We start from the raw sequence: 15,480 nt of genomic DNA on the forward strand, positions 1-15,480 counted from the left end.
GGCTGGGCCTCAACGTTCACCGCAGCAGCCGATGGACATTTGACAGACAACCGACCGACAGCCGGACACGCCATCCTTCGCATGGCGTGAAACCCGTGACTCAGTCGTGGGTAGCAGCAGACGGCGCGCCGCTCGCTTCAACAGGACGATTTGCCTTGTCCCATCCCTTCGTGAATTCGTCATGAACGCGGCGCAGGTGGGCATGCATCGCGGCCCGTGCGCGTTCCGGGTCGCGCGATTTGATCGCCTTGTAGATCGCCAGATGATCCTTCACGGTTTGCGCTCGGCGCCGCGGCGTTAGGAAATGCTCTTCAATTTTGATCCACATTGGGCCGTAGCGGAATTCCCAGATCGAGCGTACCAGATGAACGAACGCACTATTGCCAGTGGCAGCGGCGATGCGCAGATGGAACAGCCTGTCGGCTTCCTGCTCGACGACGTGGTGAGCGTTTTCCTCGATCATCTGGTCGATGGTCTCGAGGATGCCGTCGAGGTCGGACTGAGTAGCGGCACTGGCGGCCAGCGCGGCAATTTCGCCCTCGAGCACTTCGCGCGCCTTGATGAGTTCGAAGGGCCCGGGTTCACCGCTGTCTTTGGTAGTCACGGCAACCTCTGCACGCGGACTGGACGAGCGTTCGACCACCCACACGCCCGAGCCGACGCGCACGTCGACCAGGCCGGCGATCTCCAGCGCGAGCAGCGCCTCGCGCAACGGCGGACGGCTCACGCCGAACAGCTTGGCCAGTTCGCGTTCTCCGGGCAAGCGTGTGCCGGGCGGAAACTCGCCATTACTGATCAGGGCTTCGAGCTGCGCGGCGATTTCGCGATACAGCCGGCGCGGAGGGCCGAGGGCGGCGATGGGCAAGGTGGCTCCTGTAGAACAGGTGAAGGACGCGACGGGAAGCCGGCGGATACGCATAGGGGCACCGGGTACTACTCACTGCCGCGCCGGTGCATCGAGCGCAGGCTGGATTTTATCATCCCACTGTTGCTGCTGCGGCGTCGCAGCATGCTTCTTCTGCCTCGCTCGCGCCCGCGCCGGCAGTTGCATCAGTAATATCTGAACGAGTGTCTGTCGCGCGGCAGAGCAGCATCGCAAGAGCGTGCCGCTGGCGAAGCGCACAGCTCGGGCGCGGCGCGAGTCAGAACCCCAAACGCGAATTTCAACACGGTAAAGCAATGCAGCCACGATTCGGCCAAACCTGATCATGGCACTACAGGAAGCCCGACAGATGACTACACACGGCAGCACCCGCAGCGCAAACGAGACGCTCGTCAAAAGCGTTTCGCTGTTCAACCTAGGCACACTGATCAACGACCAGTCGTCATTGACGCTCAGACGCGGCATGGGCACGCGGGTCGAGATTCCCGTGACCGGTGCCTTTATCGAAATGGCCGACGGCGAGCATATTTTGTTCGACACCGGTCTGCTGCCGCATGATTGCGAGCAGGAGGGCACCGATCCATGCCTGTCGATGAAGCGCTTTTCCGAAATGATCGCGCGCTACGATCGGCAGGACGATATTCGTGCACGGCTGGCCGATCTCGGTCATACGCCGGAAGACGTCAAGATGGTCATCAACAGTCACTTCCATTGGGATCACTCGGGCGGCAACATGCTGTTTCCGCATGCGCGTTTTATGGTGCAACGCACTGAATATCGTTTCGCGTATCAGCCCGACACCTTTGTCGCGCGACCGTACGAGCGTGCGTACTTCGATTGTGGCATTCACTATGAACTGCTGCGCGGCGATCAGATGATCAAGCCCGGCGTCGCGGTGCTGACCACGCCGGGGCACACGCCGGGGCATCAATCGCTGATGCTGAATCTGCCGTCGGGCGCGATCATGATCATGACCGGCGACGCCGTGTTCTGCCCAGCGAACCTCGATCCCGATATGCCGCCGGGCAATGCGCACACGACCGAGCAGGCCATCGCGTCGATCGCCCGGCTGCGCCTGCTGACCGAGTTTTTCGGCGGCGATCTGGTGATCTGCCACGATCCCGATTTCTGGAAGAAATGGCAGCCGGCACCGCATCGATATACGTGAGCTTCGCGAACCCGCGTCGACGTGTGCGTCTGCCGCGGGTATCTGTCGTTACAAGGCTGCCGCGATCCGGCTGGCAATGCGCGCGATTCCGGTGACGATCTGCTTTTCCCGTCTCCCATCGAGGCGGCCAAGCGGCACGCTGGTGCTGACGGCGACGCGCTTGCCGAGCGGCGTCACCCCGACGTATGCCGCGAAGCACGCAAGACCGACACTGACCTCTTCGCGCTCGGTGGCAAGGCCGCACGCGCGGATGCCTGCGAGTTCGCGCAGCAACGCGCTGCGCCGGGTGATCGTGTGCGAAGTCATGGCGGCGAGGCGCTCTGGCAATACCGCTGTCACTTCCTCGTCGGAGAGGCTCGCCAGCAGCGCCTTACCGAGCGCGCTGCAGTGCGCCGGCAGTCGCGAACCGAGATCCGAGACGAGCCGCACGGGACGTTGTGCGTCTTCGCGCGCGATATAGACCACCTCCGCCGCGTCGAGCACCGCGAGTTGCACGACCTCGTTATGCGCCGCAACAAACGCGCTGGCCTCATTCCTGAACGCGACCTGCAAACCGTCGTGCCGAACGTAGGCGCTTCCCAGTTCGAACAGCTTCAGGCCGATGATGTAGCCGTCGCTTCGCTTCGCGATCCAGTGACGGTGTTCCAGCGAATCGAGCAGCAGATAGAGCGTGCTGCGCGACAGACCCGTCCTCTCGACGAGCGCGGACGCCCGCACGGGCGCGGTTGCTTGCGCGAGGATCTCGAGAACATCGTGGGCGCGCTTGAGCGCCGGAACTTCGTAGAGGGTCTTCATGACCGCAATCCAGGTGAATATTCAGTCGCCGATTGTCCAACACATTGGACACAAGGTCAACAAGATGGACGCCCTGCCATTGTGTGGCTACGATCACGGCTCACTTAACGCCTGCTCCATCCGACCCAAATGCGACCACTTACTGCCTCCTGCCTTCCCGACGACCTCGATAACGCACTGCTGATCGGACGCGTCTGGCGGCCGGCGCCCGTTAATGGTCCGTCGGTCGTCGTGGTTCGCCATGGCGAAGTATTCGACATCACTGCGACAGTTCCCACCACCGCTGACCTTTTTGATCGGGCCGATGCTGTCGCCATTGCACGTGACGCGCGCGGCGAGTCGCTCGGGCCGGTTGGCGCCTTGGTCGACGCGAGCTTCGCATCGAGCGATGAAGCGGGCCTACGCCTGTTGGCGCCCTGCGACGTGCAGGCCATCAAGGCGTGCGGCGTGACGTTTGCAGTGAGCCTGCTTGAACGCGTGATCGAAGAGCAAGCCGGTGGCGATGCCGCGAAAGCAGTCGAAGTTCGCCGCATGATCACGGAACTGATCGGCACGGACCTCGCGAAAATCAAGCCGGGTTCGGACGCCGCCATGAAACTCAAGGCCGAACTCGAACGCCGCAACGCGTGGTCGCAATACATGGAAGTGGGGATCGGCCCGGACGCCGAGGTGTTCTCGAAATCGCAACCGATGTCGTCGGTGGGACTGGGCGCGGCTGTGGGCCTGTATCCGACTTCGGCCTGGAACAATCCGGAACCCGAAATCGTGCTGGCGGTGAACGGCGCGGGCCAGATCGTGGGCGCGACGTTGGGCAACGACGTGAATTTGCGCGATATCGAAGGCCGTTCGGCGTTGCTGCTTGGCAAGGCGAAGGACAACAACGGTTCGTGCGCGATTGGACCGTTTGTGCGTCTGTTCGACGAATCGTTCACCCTGGATACGGTACGCGGGGCCAGCCTGTCATTGCGGATTGAGGGCGAGGATGATTTCGTCCTCGAAGGGGTGAGCCATATGACCGAGATCAGCCGCGACCCGGCCGACCTCGTCAACCAGACCTACGGTGCGCATCATCAGTACCCGGATGGCTTCATGCTGTTCCTCGGCACGATGTTCTCGCCGATCAAGGATCGCGATGCGCCTGGCGCCGGGTTTACGCACCATCTGGGCGACGTCGTGACGATTGCCACGCCTTCCCTGGGTGCATTGGTGAACACCGTGCAACTTTCTACCGGCATTCCTGCGTGGACCTTCGGCGTGCGAGCCTTGTATGCAAGTCTCGCGAAGCGCGGCCTGCTTTGAGCTGGTTCTTCCGATACCCCGGTGACGCCAATAGAATCGACAGACATGGAGCATAAATAGAATGACCCGCTACGCAAATTACATCGATGGTGAATGGCTGGACGGCCCGACCTTTTCGCGCAACGTAAACCCCTCCGACGTCGACGACGTAGTCGGTGAGTATTCCCAGGCGGACGTGCAGCAGACAGCACGTGCTATCCAGGCCGCGCGCAAGGCATTCGCGAGCTGGTCGCTGTCGACACCGCAGCAGCGTTTCGATGTCCTCGACCGCGCGGGCACGGCCATTCTCGCCCGCAAGGAAGAGCTTGGCCGCCTGCTTGCCCGCGAGGAAGGCAAAACGCTGCCTGAGGCGATCGGCGAAGCAGGCCGTGCCGGCCAGATTTTCAAGTTCTTTGCTGGCGAAGCGTTGCGCTTAGGCGGCGAGATCGTGCAGTCCGTGCGTCCCGGCATGACAGTCGAGGTGACGCGCGAACCGCTTGGTGTGATCGGCATGATCACGCCGTGGAATTTTCCGATTGCGATTCCCGCCTGGAAGATTGCGCCTGCGCTTGCCTATGGCAACTGCGTCGTCATCAAGCCGGCCGATCTGGTTCCGGGCAGCGCATGGGAACTCGTGAAAATTATTGCGGAGGCGGGCGCGCCCGCTGGCGTCATCAATCTGGTTATGGGCCGTGGCTCGGTGATCGGTGAGGCGCTGGTCAATTCGCCGGACGTGGACGCCATCAGCTTCACCGGTTCCGTATCGACCGGGCGCAGCATCGCTGCCAAATGCGTCGCGACCGGCAAGAAGGTGCAGCTGGAAATGGGCGGTAAGAATCCGATGGTGGTCCTCGATGATGCGGATCTCAACGTCGCAGTCGAGGCGTGCGTGAACGGTGCGTTCTTCTCGACCGGCCAGCGCTGCACCGCGTCGAGCCGTCTCATCGTCACCGAAGGCATCCACGATCGCTTCGTGGAGGCGGTGAAAGCGCGCCTCAAGACATTGAAGATCGGCGACGCCCTCGCGCCGGATACGCAGATCGGCCCAGTGGTCGACGAACGGCAGCTGGCGCAAGACGAACGGTACATTGCGATTGCGCGTGAAGAGGGTGGTACGGTCTTCGGCGGTGAGCGCGTCGCCGCCAGCACCAACGGTTTTTTCCTCGCTCCCGCATTGATCACCGACACGACGCCCACGATGCGTATCAATCGCGAAGAGGTGTTTGGCCCGGTGGCATCCGTCATCAAGGTCAAAGACTACGAAGCCGCGCTCGCCACCGCCAACGACACCGAGTTCGGACTGTCGGCCGGGATTTGCACGACCTCGCTCAAGTACGCCACGCACTTCAAGCGTCATGCGCAGGTCGGCATGGTGATGGTCAATACCGCGACCGCGGGCGTCGACTATCACGTGCCTTTTGGCGGACGCAAGGGGTCAAGTTACGGAGCGCGTGAACAAGGCAGCTATGCGCGCGAGTTTTACACGACAGTCAAGACCGCATACGTGAACGCATAGGGCATCGTTGCATAAAACCTGGGTCGGGGAACGACCCGGTGCCTTTACTTGAGCGGCCCGCTGCCTTTAGGAGCGGGCCGCTGTCATCTGTTCGAGGCGCGGGTGGCATTGGCCGGCTGGCTGCACGCTCGAGGAGATGGCAGGTCATCGAATCCTGAGTGCGCAGGAACAACTCAATAAGTATGGAGTTTTCCGCCTGGTTGCCGTTATAGCTTATTAAGGATTTATTTAGTTACGCTACATGGTCTCGTTTGGCGATTTTGCCCGCTCGCTGCTCTCACGCTGAAAGGTTCGCAACATATGAAGCTGTCTTTCGTCCAGAAGCTCTGGCTGCCGCTTATCTTAAGTTTGCTGTGTCTCGCCGGAATATCGATCTACAACGCCTACCAGACGCGGGATATGCGGATGGAGGAGCGTAGGTTAGATCTGCAACACACGGCGGAGCTCGCGCTGAGTGCCGTCAAGACCTTTGGTGACCAGGCCGCCGCCGGCTCCATGCCCTTGGCGGAAGCGCAGAAACGGGCCATGGACACCGTTCGGGATATGCGGTTCGGCGAAAACGGTTATTTCCAGATTCTCAATTCGCAGCCGATGGTCCTGATGCACCCCACGCTAACGCAGTTGAATGGCAAGGACGTCAGCGACTACAAGGATCCGAACGGTGTTTACCTCTTCAGAGACATGGTCGCTGTCATCAAGCGCGACGGCAAAGGCTTTACCTCCTATTCCGGTGTGAGGCCGGGAGGAAGCGAATATTCCCCGAAGGTTGCTTACAACGTGACCTATCAGCCGTGGGACTGGATCATCACGGTGGGACTTTATGTCGACGACATCAATGCCGCATTCCGCTCGTCGCTGTATCAGAGCCTCGGAATTCTGGTGATCCTGGCCGGCGCCCTGTCGGTCGTCGTGGTGCTGCTCAACCGCGGCATCTTCCGCTCACTGGGCGGCGAGCCCTCCTATGCCGCCGGGATCGCCAACCAGATTGCTGACAACGATCTGACCGCCGAGGTGAAGACAGCCCCGAACGATCGTTCGAGCCTGCTGTTTTCGATGAAGCGCATGCAGGAACAGCTCACACAGACGATCGGCGCGATCAAGTTTTCCGCCGACTCGATTGCCACCGCCACGCACCAGATTGCGGCGGGCAACCAGGACCTGTCGCAGCGCACTGAAGAGCAGGCAGCGTCGCTCGAAGAAACGGCGTCGAGCATGGAGCAACTGACCTCGACCGTCACCCAGAATGCCGACAACGCCAGTCAGGCCAACCAGCTCGCCGCGCAGGCCGCCCAGGTGGCGGAACAGGGCGGCACCGTGGTTTCCCGCGTGGTCGAAACCATGGACGGTATCAACGCCAGTTCGGACAAGATCGCCAATATTGTCGGCATCATTGAGGGCATCGCCTTCCAGACCAATATTCTTGCGCTGAATGCGGCTGTCGAAGCGGCGCGCGCGGGTGAACAAGGTCGCGGTTTCGCGGTGGTGGCCTCGGAAGTGCGTTCGCTGGCGCAGCGCTCCTCGGCGGCATCGAAGGAAATCAAGGAACTGATTCACGATTCCGTGGAGCGCGTGCAGGCAGGCGCCGGCCATGTGCGCGAAGCGGGTGCGAAGATGCGCGAGATCACTCACGAGATCAGGCGCGTGACCGACATCATGGGTGAAATCACCGCCGCCTCACGTGAACAGAGCAAGGGCATCGGCCAGGTCAACCAGGCTGTCACGCAGATGGACGAAGTCACGCAACAGAACGCGGCGCTGGTCGAACAGGCGGCGGCGGCTGCCAGCTCGCTCGAGTCGCAGGCGAACGATCTGAAAGCGTCCGTTTCGATGTTCAAGCTGCACGGTTCACACGACGCTGAGGTTAGTCGTTCCGTCGCGCCGACGACGCGAACGATGGTGCCGTCGCGCCCTCGGCCGCCGGCCACGGGAGCCGCCGTGAAGCGGTCTGCACCACAGCCCGCGCGGACGGCGCAAACCACTGAGGCGGCGGAATGGGATAGTTTTTAGGGAGGCGCCCGCCCGTATCCCGGGTTGACGATTAAACGTTGGACCCTGGGTGCGTGAATCGCGTGGCTATGGCCGATCGATGCGATGGCTAATCCGACTCGGCGCAGGAGGTCGGTCGGGCGACTGATTATCTGCGCAGACAGCGCGGCAAATAAGAAAGGCTTACAAGGGATTCGCTTGTAAGGTTTTTAAATTCTTGGGTGGAGCGTGAAAGCGTTCTTCAACGCTCCTAAGCCCTACCTACGCGTAAGCGTGGCACCAGCGACGTCTTGACCAAAGATCGTGTCGCAGGAAATAAAAAACCCCGCGAAGCTTGACTGGGCGGGGTTTCGAGGATTTCTTTGGACTTCGTTGGATCGGTTTGTGGTCCCCCTGACAGGAATCGAACCTGTATCTAGCGCTTAGGAGGCACTTGTTCTATCCATTGAACTACAGGGAGATGGATATCGGCAATGGGACGACCGGAGCCTTGCTGGCATTGGCTTGGGCCTTGTCCCGTGGGCGTTTCCGGCTTTTGTGCTCCACCCTAAATGAAGCGCCGTGACAGCCTGTGAACCCCAGTTTATAGCAGCCTCTGCTACACTTTTGCTACAAATCGACCCTGTAGCCGTCAAAAGTGAACTGGCACTGCTACAGTTTTTCGGGGTAAACCATGGCTTCAATCCTGCCTGTCGGCAGTCGCTGGCGTGCCCAGGTACGCAAACGCGGCCAGAGTATAGCAAAAACGTTCAAGACGAAAGGCGCGGCGCAGGCGTGGGCGCGGGAGAAGGAGGTCGAGATCGAGAACGGCGCGAACGCCGTCGACGCGGCCACCGTGACCCTCGGCGCCCTGATCAGGAAGTATCGCGAGGCGCGCAGCGAGTCGGGCCGCGCCGTCAAACCCAAATCAAACGAGGACTACATCCTGCAGCGCCTGCAGGACCGGTTCGAAAGTGACTTTGCGTCGCGGCTCACGACCCAGCAGATCGTCAAGTTCGCGCAGGAACGCCGGACGGCCGGCGCCGGTGGCTACACCGTCGACATGGATATCTCGAAGCTCGGCACCGTGATGCGCCACATGGCGTCACTGCTGAACCTGACGCTGCCAGACGCGATCGGCGCGGCCCGGCCGACACTGCACCACCTGCGGCTGATCGATGCCGGCGGCAAGCGCGACCGGCGGCCGACACCGGAGGAGATTGAAAAAATCTTTGCGTGGTTCGCCGAACATCCGGAGCGCGAGCAGGCGATGCCCGACCTGCTGCGTGTCGCGATGCAGTGCGCGTTCCGCCGCAGCGAGCTGTTCAGCCTGCGCTGGGATGACATTGACGCGGAGAACCACCTCGCGCTGGTGCGAGATCGCAAGCATCCGCGTCAGAAGATCGGTAACAACGAGTGGATCCCGCTGATCGGCGACTCGTTCGAGGTCATCATGCGGCAGCCGCGCTATCCGGTGCCGGCAGAGTATGCTGCGAAGCGGGCCGCTGACCCGGCGGTGCCGCCGCACCGGAACGAATACATCTTCCGGTTCGACAAGGGCACCGCGAGCAAGTACTTCAAGCAGGCGTGTGACGCCAAGGGGATCGCGGACCTGCATCTGCACGACCTGCGGCACGAGGCGACCAGTGCGCTGTTCGAGGCAGGCTGGCAGATTCCGGAGGTGGCGGCCGTGACGGGGCACAAGGACTGGCGCAACCTCAAGCGGTACACCAATCTGGATCCGGCTCAGGTGGCAAAAAAAGGCCGGCTGAAATTAGTCAAGGCCGCATAGCAATTGCAGGGAGCTGATCGCGAACCGCGTCCGGAGACTACCGACGGCTTCCAATTGAGAGAAAAACAATGACGGAGCAAGCAGAACAAAAGACGTTTGGGGCAGAGCAGGTAGTAAAGATGGTGGGTTTGGCGGCATCACTGAGTTTGCCAGCGTCAATTCTCTTTGACTGGGGCTTCTTCAATGCGCTTGGAATGCCGCTCAGACAGGTGCCAACCTCGCTGGTTGACCACGCGAAAAGCGCAGTGTTCTGGTTTCCATTCGTCATCCTGATGGGCGCTATGATGACCGCCTCTCAAATGCTGGTGGTCAGATTCACGAGCAAAATGGGTCCATCCCTGAAACCGGTCGAAAACAAGAACCCTGACATCGCGGCGCTGTGGAGAAAGGTTCGTCAGAGCCATCGCAGGTTGTTCTTGACGGCAGCGGCGATCGGCATCGCTATGATGATCGCTTATCTAGTGGTCGGCGACAGCGTGTTCATAGGCCTGGTCGGGGGGGTGTCGGCACTTTGGATAGCCTTCGCCGTCTGGAGCGTTGGGCATCCCGGCGGACTGCGACGGTGGTCTGCTGATGTCCTAACCCTACTCGTGTTTGGGCCGCCGGCGGCAGTCACGCTTTGGGGGGTAGGGCACATGGCTGGAATGGCAGTACATTTCGCGCCTCTTTCGACCACGATAACAGTCACTGGAGCTCCGCCACAAAACGTTGCGGTGATCCGGTACCTGGACAAAGGGCTTTTGGCCCGAACCAAAGGGGGAAGCGCAGAATTTTTTCAATGGTCGACGCTCGCTAGTACGTCCACGCCTTCGACGTACCAGGATTACGACGGCCTTCTGTGCACTCGGCTGCATCGGTGCTACTGGCCCCTGGCGGATCAGTTCAAAGAAGTCCGGTGAACGTTGGTCGGCATGGCGCGAACGGTCTAGCATGCGATTGCCTCGCGCTTTGCCTTTTCAGACATTCGATCCAGATATTCGGCCAAAGCGTCGTAAGCTGCATAACGCGACGCCCCTTGTACGTCGGCATCGGGAACACTTCGGCGCTGCCCCGATCTGCATAGCCTAATCCGACCGGTGCTTGCGTCGCGACTCTCAATGCTGTAGAAGGGAGCACCTCTAGAAACCCGTTCCCTCCATGCCCGTGTACAAACTGGAAGATGTGTTTGGCGTCACTTCGAAGCCCATTCGATCCTATGTCGAGCGAGAAGACATCGATACGCGATTTCGAGAGGCACTGAAATCGGGCAAGCAGGTAGTTGTTTACGGCTCATCGAAGCAAGGTAAAACCGCGCTTGTCTCAAAGCACCTGCCCTACGCCGATCACTTGCCGGTAAGCCTGACTCCAAAGACCCAGCTCATCGACGTCTATCAGCAGATGCTGTCCGCCGCCGGGGTACGCCTGATCAGTGGAACGACCGACAAACGATCCACTGAGGCCAGTGCAGGAGTCAGCGCAAAATTCAAAGCGTTGATCCCGCTGTTCGGCTCGGCCGAGGCAGAGACAAAAGGGGATTTCAAGGCTGGTTCCGGACAAGAGGTCAACTATGAGGAGATTCCGGTCAACCTGGAACTTCCGCAGACCGTGGCTAACCTTCTTGAGCGGGTCAACTGCAAGAAGTGGGTCATCCTCGAGAACTTTCACTATCTCAACGATGACATCCAGCGCGCATTCGCGTTTGACTTGCGTGCCTTCCAGGAACTGGGTGTGCGGTTTGTGATTCTCGGTGTATGGCGCGAGAAAAACCGCATGGCACAGTTTAATGGCGACCTGCTCGACCGCGTGGTCGAAGTGCCTGTTGAGCCCTGGGTGGAAGCCGATTTCCGCCGTGTCGCGGAAAAGGGCGCGCGCGAACTGAACATTGAAATACACAGTTCGCTGGTCAACGGCGCCATCGGCGCGTCGTTTTCCAGTATCGGCGTCTTTCAGGAACTGCTGAAGGGCATCTGTATTGAGGCGAAGGTGTTCGAATGGCAACGGTTGAAACGAAGGATAGACAACGTGGAGTGTCTGCAGCGCGCAATCGAAGTCAAAACGCATGACTACGCCGCGCGTCACCAGAGGGCGCTAGAGGCAATTTCTGCAGGTCATACGACCGGTGGAGCGAAAGGCGACCTGCCGCCTTTATTTCTGCCCTACTATCTGGTCCAAGTGATCCTGCAACAAGGATTCGAAGGCATCGCCGATGGCATGCATCGGACTGTCCTGCACGACGGCATCAAGGCTATTCACCATCGCGGCGAAGATGTGCGGTCATCGGACATGACGAACCTGCTCGGTGGGCTAGCAAATCTCCAGGCTGCCAAATCAATTTCGCCACCGATCATCGACTACGACACGCAAAAGCGCGTTTTACAAGTCGTCGACTCAACCTTCTATTTCTTCATCAAACACGTCGACGCCAAAGAAGTGGCGGCGGAGATGCTCAACCCGCTCAGTTAGCCCGGTCTTTCCTGAGTGCTCAGCGCCGCCTGCTTAATTTTATGCGGCGCGGCGTTTTGCTTGCTCGGACATCGTGTCTAGGTAGTCGGCCACCGCATCGTAAGCCGCATATCGTGCGGCGCCTTCCTTGTACGTTGGTATGGGGAACGTTTCGGCGCTGACTTGATTGCGGATCGTGCCCTCGGACATGGCAAGCAGGGTGGCGAGCTGCCCCATCGTCAGACGCACGCCGAATTTTTCGAGAATGTAGGCGCGGGTAAGTAGGCTCACCGTTCAGCGCTCCCTGCGTGAATGATTGCTGCATGTTGTTGCATGGCCGCCAGAGTGGCAGCCGCGTTGTAGCAGACAAAGTTTGCTGTGACACTGGCACCCGGTGTCTGACCGGCCAGGCACCAGTGTTCGTCCAGCCGACGCCGCACGCTCATTGCGCGATAGCGCTCGATGGCGCCGCCGCGTAACAGGGCCGCGAGCGCTAGATCTATCGCCGCCTGTGCGGTTGCCAGAGTCATGATGATTCGCTTTTTTGGCATGCCACCTCGTTGCTTGAGCAGCTCGGTTATCTCGGCCCGCAAAGCAACTTGGTCACGCGTCCACTGGCGGTGCCCATTCACGACGATGGGCACGTACCGGCCTGAATCAAGCGGCGCGCGGCTCATGATCGGACCTCGCGCAGGGTGCGGATGGCTTCGGCGCAATTTAACGCTGCACGCTGCAAAGGCCGGCTTCCCGTCCTAGCAAATAGTTCTGCTCTGGCCGTGCATACGTTCGCGGCTTCTTCCAGCGCCGCTGCCCGCATGCCGGCACGAGTCGCTCCCGCTGCGGACAGCGCTGCAAGGAGGTAGACGGGCCAGAACTCATCGGCTTCAGGCGTAAGCTTCTCGTCGCTCTTCAGGACCGCAGCGCACGCCTGCAGGTGAATCGCGCGCAATTCTTTTTCGTTGATGCTCATCATAGATTTCACGTCGACGGATGCAGCGCACGATCGAGCTGCATCAAACCGGTTTCGATGGACAGGCGAGCCTGTTCCGCCCAAGTGCGCGCCTCTTGCGCTACTTTGTGCCGGCTATAGCTGCCTGTCTCGTCGCGCATGAGGTCGAGCAGCTCGATGTCGGCGCCGAGCGCGATGTCCTCGGTCAGCTTCCGGATTTCAGCGCGCAGGACTTCGATTCGCGCGAGGGTGGCCAGTCGGGAATCCGACTGGCCTTCGTCCGTCTGGATAGGTTTGCGCCGCGCGAGCGGCGCTTCGTCCTTCTGGATTGCTTTGGCGGGCGCGAGCCCGCTGCTGTTGACGTCGTCGTTCGATGCGTGCGCCGGGACGGCGCCAGCGAGGGAAAGCCGTGGGCGCTTGTCCGCCGCTTCCCGCTTACGCGGCAGCTGACGTGGGGTAGAAATGGCCGGGCGAACAGTCATTGCGCCGCCTCCATCGCCATTTCCTCGGTCCAGTCGGGATCGGGCATCGTAGACAGCTTGTCGAGCCACGCACGGACGGTTGGCGCTTCCTTGGCGTTCGTTCTGTCCGACCGGTCAAGCGCGCGCGTGAAGTCGCTCACGGCCGCTCTGATGGCCTGCATGCGGGTCGGATACGTCGTTGTGAAATCACGCATCGAGGGAAGTGCCGACGACGTGCCGTTGCCAATGCGCAGCGTGCGCGAATAGATCCAGACGCCGTCGTCCGGTTGCGCAAGGTGGATTTCTGCAGGTGACAGGCCCGTGCGTTTCAGCTTCGGTGCGCTGATCGTTTCGCACCCGACGAAGACGCCGCTGGCATTCGCGGCGTGAATCGGATACTTCGTGCGCTTCGTCGATACCGTGTCGAGCAGATCGGCATGCGGCGTGAGCGCGGCGTGCACGCCTGCGATGGTGCCCGGCGAAAGCTTGCCGAATACGGGGTCGTGCAGCACGGCCTGCAGCGCCTGCAAAAGTGACTTTGCCTGCACGTCAGTGATCTTGTGCGCGTCAGGCTTTGCCAGCACCTTCTTGGTGACCTTCGCTTTCCCCCTGGCCTTGGCCTGAGCCGCAGCAGTCGAAAGACGTTCAAGTGCCTTCGCCGCGCCATGCGTGCGGATCTCCTCGATCGCCAGTGTCGACGCCACGACCCTGTCGCGGACGAGCTTATGCAGAGCTGCCGGCGCGTGTGCGAGTACAAGCACGTCGCGGATCGTCTGGTCGGTGATATTCAGGCGCCTGCAGATGTCTGCATTCGTCTCGTTGATAGCCTGCAGCTCGACCACTTTCTCAGCCAGCTCAAGCGGCGTGAGCTTCTCGCCGTCGTTGTTGTTGATGCCGGCATAGATCAGGTTTGCGCGGCTGACCGACTTGGCTTCGTCGATGACGCACGGCAGGCGCTCGATCGCCTTGTCAGCAGGCATGCCTTCGGCGATGGCCAGCAATGCAGCGTGGAATCGGTGCTGACCTTCGTACACGAAAATGCGGTCCTCGCCACCAACCTTGCGGACGAAGCAACCGAGCGGCTTCTTGCGGTCGTAGCCGTTCGCCTTGATCAGATCCGCCAGGTGGCGCACGCGGTCCTGATTCAGGGGGCGCACATTGTCGCGTGGGTCATAGTGCAGCTGGTCGGGCGGTACGGTCCACAGATCGGACGATCCACCACCGGCCGTCTTGATGGCCGCCTTCGTGTTGCCGGTGACGATCATCGCATCGAGAACGAGCGGGCTGGTCTTAGGCATGGTTCGGCTCCCGTTCGCCACGCGATAGGCGTTCAATCTCGGCGCTGATCGCCTTATGTGCCAGGCGAAGGATGCGGAGCTCGTGCGCATTGCCGGCTTCCAGCATTGGGTTTTCGCTCGCGCGAGTAATGCCCGCCACGTCGGCCATGGTTGCGTCAGAAGGTGAGCTCGGCGGATAGTGAAGCTGGGTGCCAGCGAATGAGCCAACGTCATTGCCTGCAAGCCAGTAGACGAACTCCCTGTCGTGGCTGTACACGATGCGGCGCATTGCTTGCCGAACTACGTCCGTGCGCACGAGCATCTGCAGCGTGTCGCGCATTACCTGCGGGTCGGCGTGGGGCAGCAGACGCTGGACGTTGGTGATGGTCAGCGGCTCACGCTGGACCGCGAAAAGACCAATCAACGCTTTGCAGATCGGTGTGAGGTCATTAACCATGCTGCCTCCGGAGACGGGCATTCAGGTGTGTGCGCAGGAACGGCCGGACAAAGCACAGCGCGCAGAATGCGGCGATGATGACGACGATGAGCTTGCCGGCCGACACGCCAGCGAAAAGCCAAAGGACGGCGTCGACGAGCCCCGACAGGTAGCCGATGTGGCGTTTGTCAGCCGGACCCGTCATGAACCACGCCGTGCAGCACGTGGCGACCGCGACAAGAAGGGCGAAGATCACGCGACCTCCTTGACCGGCTGAGCGCGAGACTTGCGTTTCGCTTTGGCGATCGTCGTATCGGCCAGACTGGCGGCCCGCGTGCGGCGATGTCTGCCGAGCGCGGCTGAGCAATCCGCCTCGTTCGGGACTGATATGGACGTGCCGACGACAGTGCTGCCGTCCATGATCATGTAGAGCGTGTGGACGCTGCCGTGAAGCGGGCGACGCGCGACAACGTGTTTTCCGACCATGATCGGAGTCGTTGCGCGCGGTGCCATCGGATCGTATTTAACGTACGTGCGCA

17 protein-coding genes and 1 tRNA gene are annotated in these 15,480 nt (G+C 60.9%); 7 read left to right on the plus strand and 11 right to left on the minus strand.

Annotation, left to right across the window (positions count from 1 at the left end; all coding sequences use genetic code 11):
- Positions 1-100: 100 nt before the first annotated feature.
- Positions 101-865 (minus strand): FadR/GntR family transcriptional regulator, encoded by a 765-nt coding sequence (locus ABQJ48_RS22505; RefSeq protein WP_367840208.1) that lies wholly within the window; start codon positions 863-865, stop codon positions 101-103.
- Between the two features lie 367 nt (positions 866-1,232).
- Here ABQJ48_RS22505 and ABQJ48_RS22510 point away from each other — a divergent pair, with 367 nt between their 5' ends.
- On the plus strand, positions 1,233-2,051 hold the full coding sequence (locus ABQJ48_RS22510) for an N-acyl homoserine lactonase family protein (protein WP_310816484.1): 819 nt from the start codon (positions 1,233-1,235) through the stop codon (positions 2,049-2,051).
- Positions 2,052-2,099: 48 nt separating this feature from the next.
- Here the strand turns inward: ABQJ48_RS22510 and ABQJ48_RS22515 are convergent, their stop codons facing one another.
- On the minus strand, positions 2,100-2,846 hold the full coding sequence (locus ABQJ48_RS22515; protein ID WP_367840209.1) for an IclR family transcriptional regulator: 747 nt from the start codon (positions 2,844-2,846) through the stop codon (positions 2,100-2,102).
- A gap of 129 nt (positions 2,847-2,975) precedes the next feature.
- Between ABQJ48_RS22515 and ABQJ48_RS22520 the strand changes: the two genes are divergently transcribed.
- The 3 genes from ABQJ48_RS22520 (at position 2,976) to ABQJ48_RS22530 (ending at position 7,647) form a co-directional block, all read left to right on the plus strand.
- The gene (locus tag ABQJ48_RS22520) at positions 2,976-4,145 is read left to right on the plus strand and encodes a fumarylacetoacetate hydrolase family protein (protein WP_367840210.1); all 1,170 of its coding nucleotides are present in this window, start codon (positions 2,976-2,978) and stop codon (positions 4,143-4,145) included.
- Positions 4,146-4,206: 61 nt separating this feature from the next.
- The gene (locus tag ABQJ48_RS22525; RefSeq protein WP_367840211.1) at positions 4,207-5,640 is read left to right on the plus strand and encodes an aldehyde dehydrogenase family protein; all 1,434 of its coding nucleotides are present in this window, start codon (positions 4,207-4,209) and stop codon (positions 5,638-5,640) included.
- Positions 5,641-5,940: 300 nt separating this feature from the next.
- Positions 5,941-7,647, plus strand: a complete 1,707-nt coding sequence (locus tag ABQJ48_RS22530) for a methyl-accepting chemotaxis protein (RefSeq protein WP_367840212.1) — start codon at positions 5,941-5,943, stop codon at positions 7,645-7,647.
- 364 nt (positions 7,648-8,011) lie between these two features.
- Here ABQJ48_RS22530 and ABQJ48_RS22535 read toward each other — a convergent pair.
- Positions 8,012-8,086: transfer RNA gene (locus ABQJ48_RS22535), tRNA-Arg, on the minus strand.
- 213 nt (positions 8,087-8,299) lie between these two features.
- Between ABQJ48_RS22535 and ABQJ48_RS22540 the strand changes: the two genes are divergently transcribed.
- The 3 genes from ABQJ48_RS22540 (at position 8,300) to ABQJ48_RS22550 (ending at position 11,839) form a co-directional block, all read left to right on the plus strand.
- The gene (locus ABQJ48_RS22540) at positions 8,300-9,397 is read left to right on the plus strand and encodes a site-specific integrase (protein ID WP_367840213.1); all 1,098 of its coding nucleotides are present in this window, start codon (positions 8,300-8,302) and stop codon (positions 9,395-9,397) included.
- Positions 9,398-9,465: 68 nt separating this feature from the next.
- On the plus strand, positions 9,466-10,296 hold the full coding sequence (locus ABQJ48_RS22545; RefSeq protein WP_367840214.1) for a hypothetical protein: 831 nt from the start codon (positions 9,466-9,468) through the stop codon (positions 10,294-10,296).
- A 238-nt stretch (positions 10,297-10,534) separates the two neighbouring features.
- Positions 10,535-11,839, plus strand: coding sequence for a hypothetical protein (locus ABQJ48_RS22550; RefSeq protein WP_367840215.1), 1,305 nt, complete (start codon positions 10,535-10,537; stop codon positions 11,837-11,839).
- A 39-nt stretch (positions 11,840-11,878) separates the two neighbouring features.
- Here ABQJ48_RS22550 and ABQJ48_RS22555 read toward each other — a convergent pair whose 3' ends face one another.
- Genes ABQJ48_RS22555 through ABQJ48_RS22590 form a run of 8 tightly spaced genes read right to left on the minus strand, consistent with a single transcriptional unit; the run spans position 11,879 to position 15,427 of the window.
- Positions 11,879-12,109: a hypothetical protein gene (locus tag ABQJ48_RS22555; RefSeq protein WP_367840216.1), complete on the minus strand. Its 231-nt coding sequence runs from the start codon at positions 12,107-12,109 to the stop codon at positions 11,879-11,881.
- The gene (locus ABQJ48_RS22560) at positions 12,106-12,495 is read right to left on the minus strand and encodes a hypothetical protein (RefSeq protein ID WP_367840217.1); all 390 of its coding nucleotides are present in this window, start codon (positions 12,493-12,495) and stop codon (positions 12,106-12,108) included. Before ABQJ48_RS22560 ends, ABQJ48_RS22555 begins: the two co-directional genes overlap by 4 nt.
- Positions 12,492-12,791, minus strand: coding sequence for a hypothetical protein (locus ABQJ48_RS22565; protein WP_367840218.1), 300 nt, complete (start codon positions 12,789-12,791; stop codon positions 12,492-12,494). The genes ABQJ48_RS22560 and ABQJ48_RS22565 overlap by 4 nt, the downstream gene beginning before the upstream one ends.
- A gap of 5 nt (positions 12,792-12,796) precedes the next feature.
- Entirely contained in the window at positions 12,797-13,249 is a 453-nt protein-coding gene (locus tag ABQJ48_RS22570) for a hypothetical protein (RefSeq protein ID WP_367840219.1), read from the minus strand.
- Positions 13,246-14,526 carry a ParB/RepB/Spo0J family partition protein gene (locus tag ABQJ48_RS22575; protein WP_367840220.1) on the minus strand — a complete coding sequence of 427 codons (1,281 nt, stop codon included), beginning with the start codon at positions 14,524-14,526 and terminating at the stop codon, positions 13,246-13,248. The genes ABQJ48_RS22570 and ABQJ48_RS22575 overlap by 4 nt, the downstream gene beginning before the upstream one ends.
- A complete protein-coding gene (locus ABQJ48_RS22580) occupies positions 14,519-14,962 on the minus strand; it encodes a hypothetical protein (RefSeq protein WP_367840221.1) in 444 nt (147 codons plus the stop codon). Before ABQJ48_RS22580 ends, ABQJ48_RS22575 begins: the two co-directional genes overlap by 8 nt.
- Positions 14,955-15,197, minus strand: a complete 243-nt coding sequence (locus ABQJ48_RS22585; protein WP_367840222.1) for a hypothetical protein — start codon at positions 15,195-15,197, stop codon at positions 14,955-14,957. Before ABQJ48_RS22585 ends, ABQJ48_RS22580 begins: the two co-directional genes overlap by 8 nt.
- The gene (locus tag ABQJ48_RS22590; RefSeq protein ID WP_367840223.1) at positions 15,194-15,427 is read right to left on the minus strand and encodes a hypothetical protein; all 234 of its coding nucleotides are present in this window, start codon (positions 15,425-15,427) and stop codon (positions 15,194-15,196) included. Before ABQJ48_RS22590 ends, ABQJ48_RS22585 begins: the two co-directional genes overlap by 4 nt.
- Between the last annotated feature and the right edge of the window lie 53 nt (positions 15,428-15,480).

The organism is Paraburkholderia suaedae, from assembly GCF_040812055.1.
Taxonomy (GTDB): domain Bacteria; phylum Pseudomonadota; class Gammaproteobacteria; order Burkholderiales; family Burkholderiaceae; genus Paraburkholderia.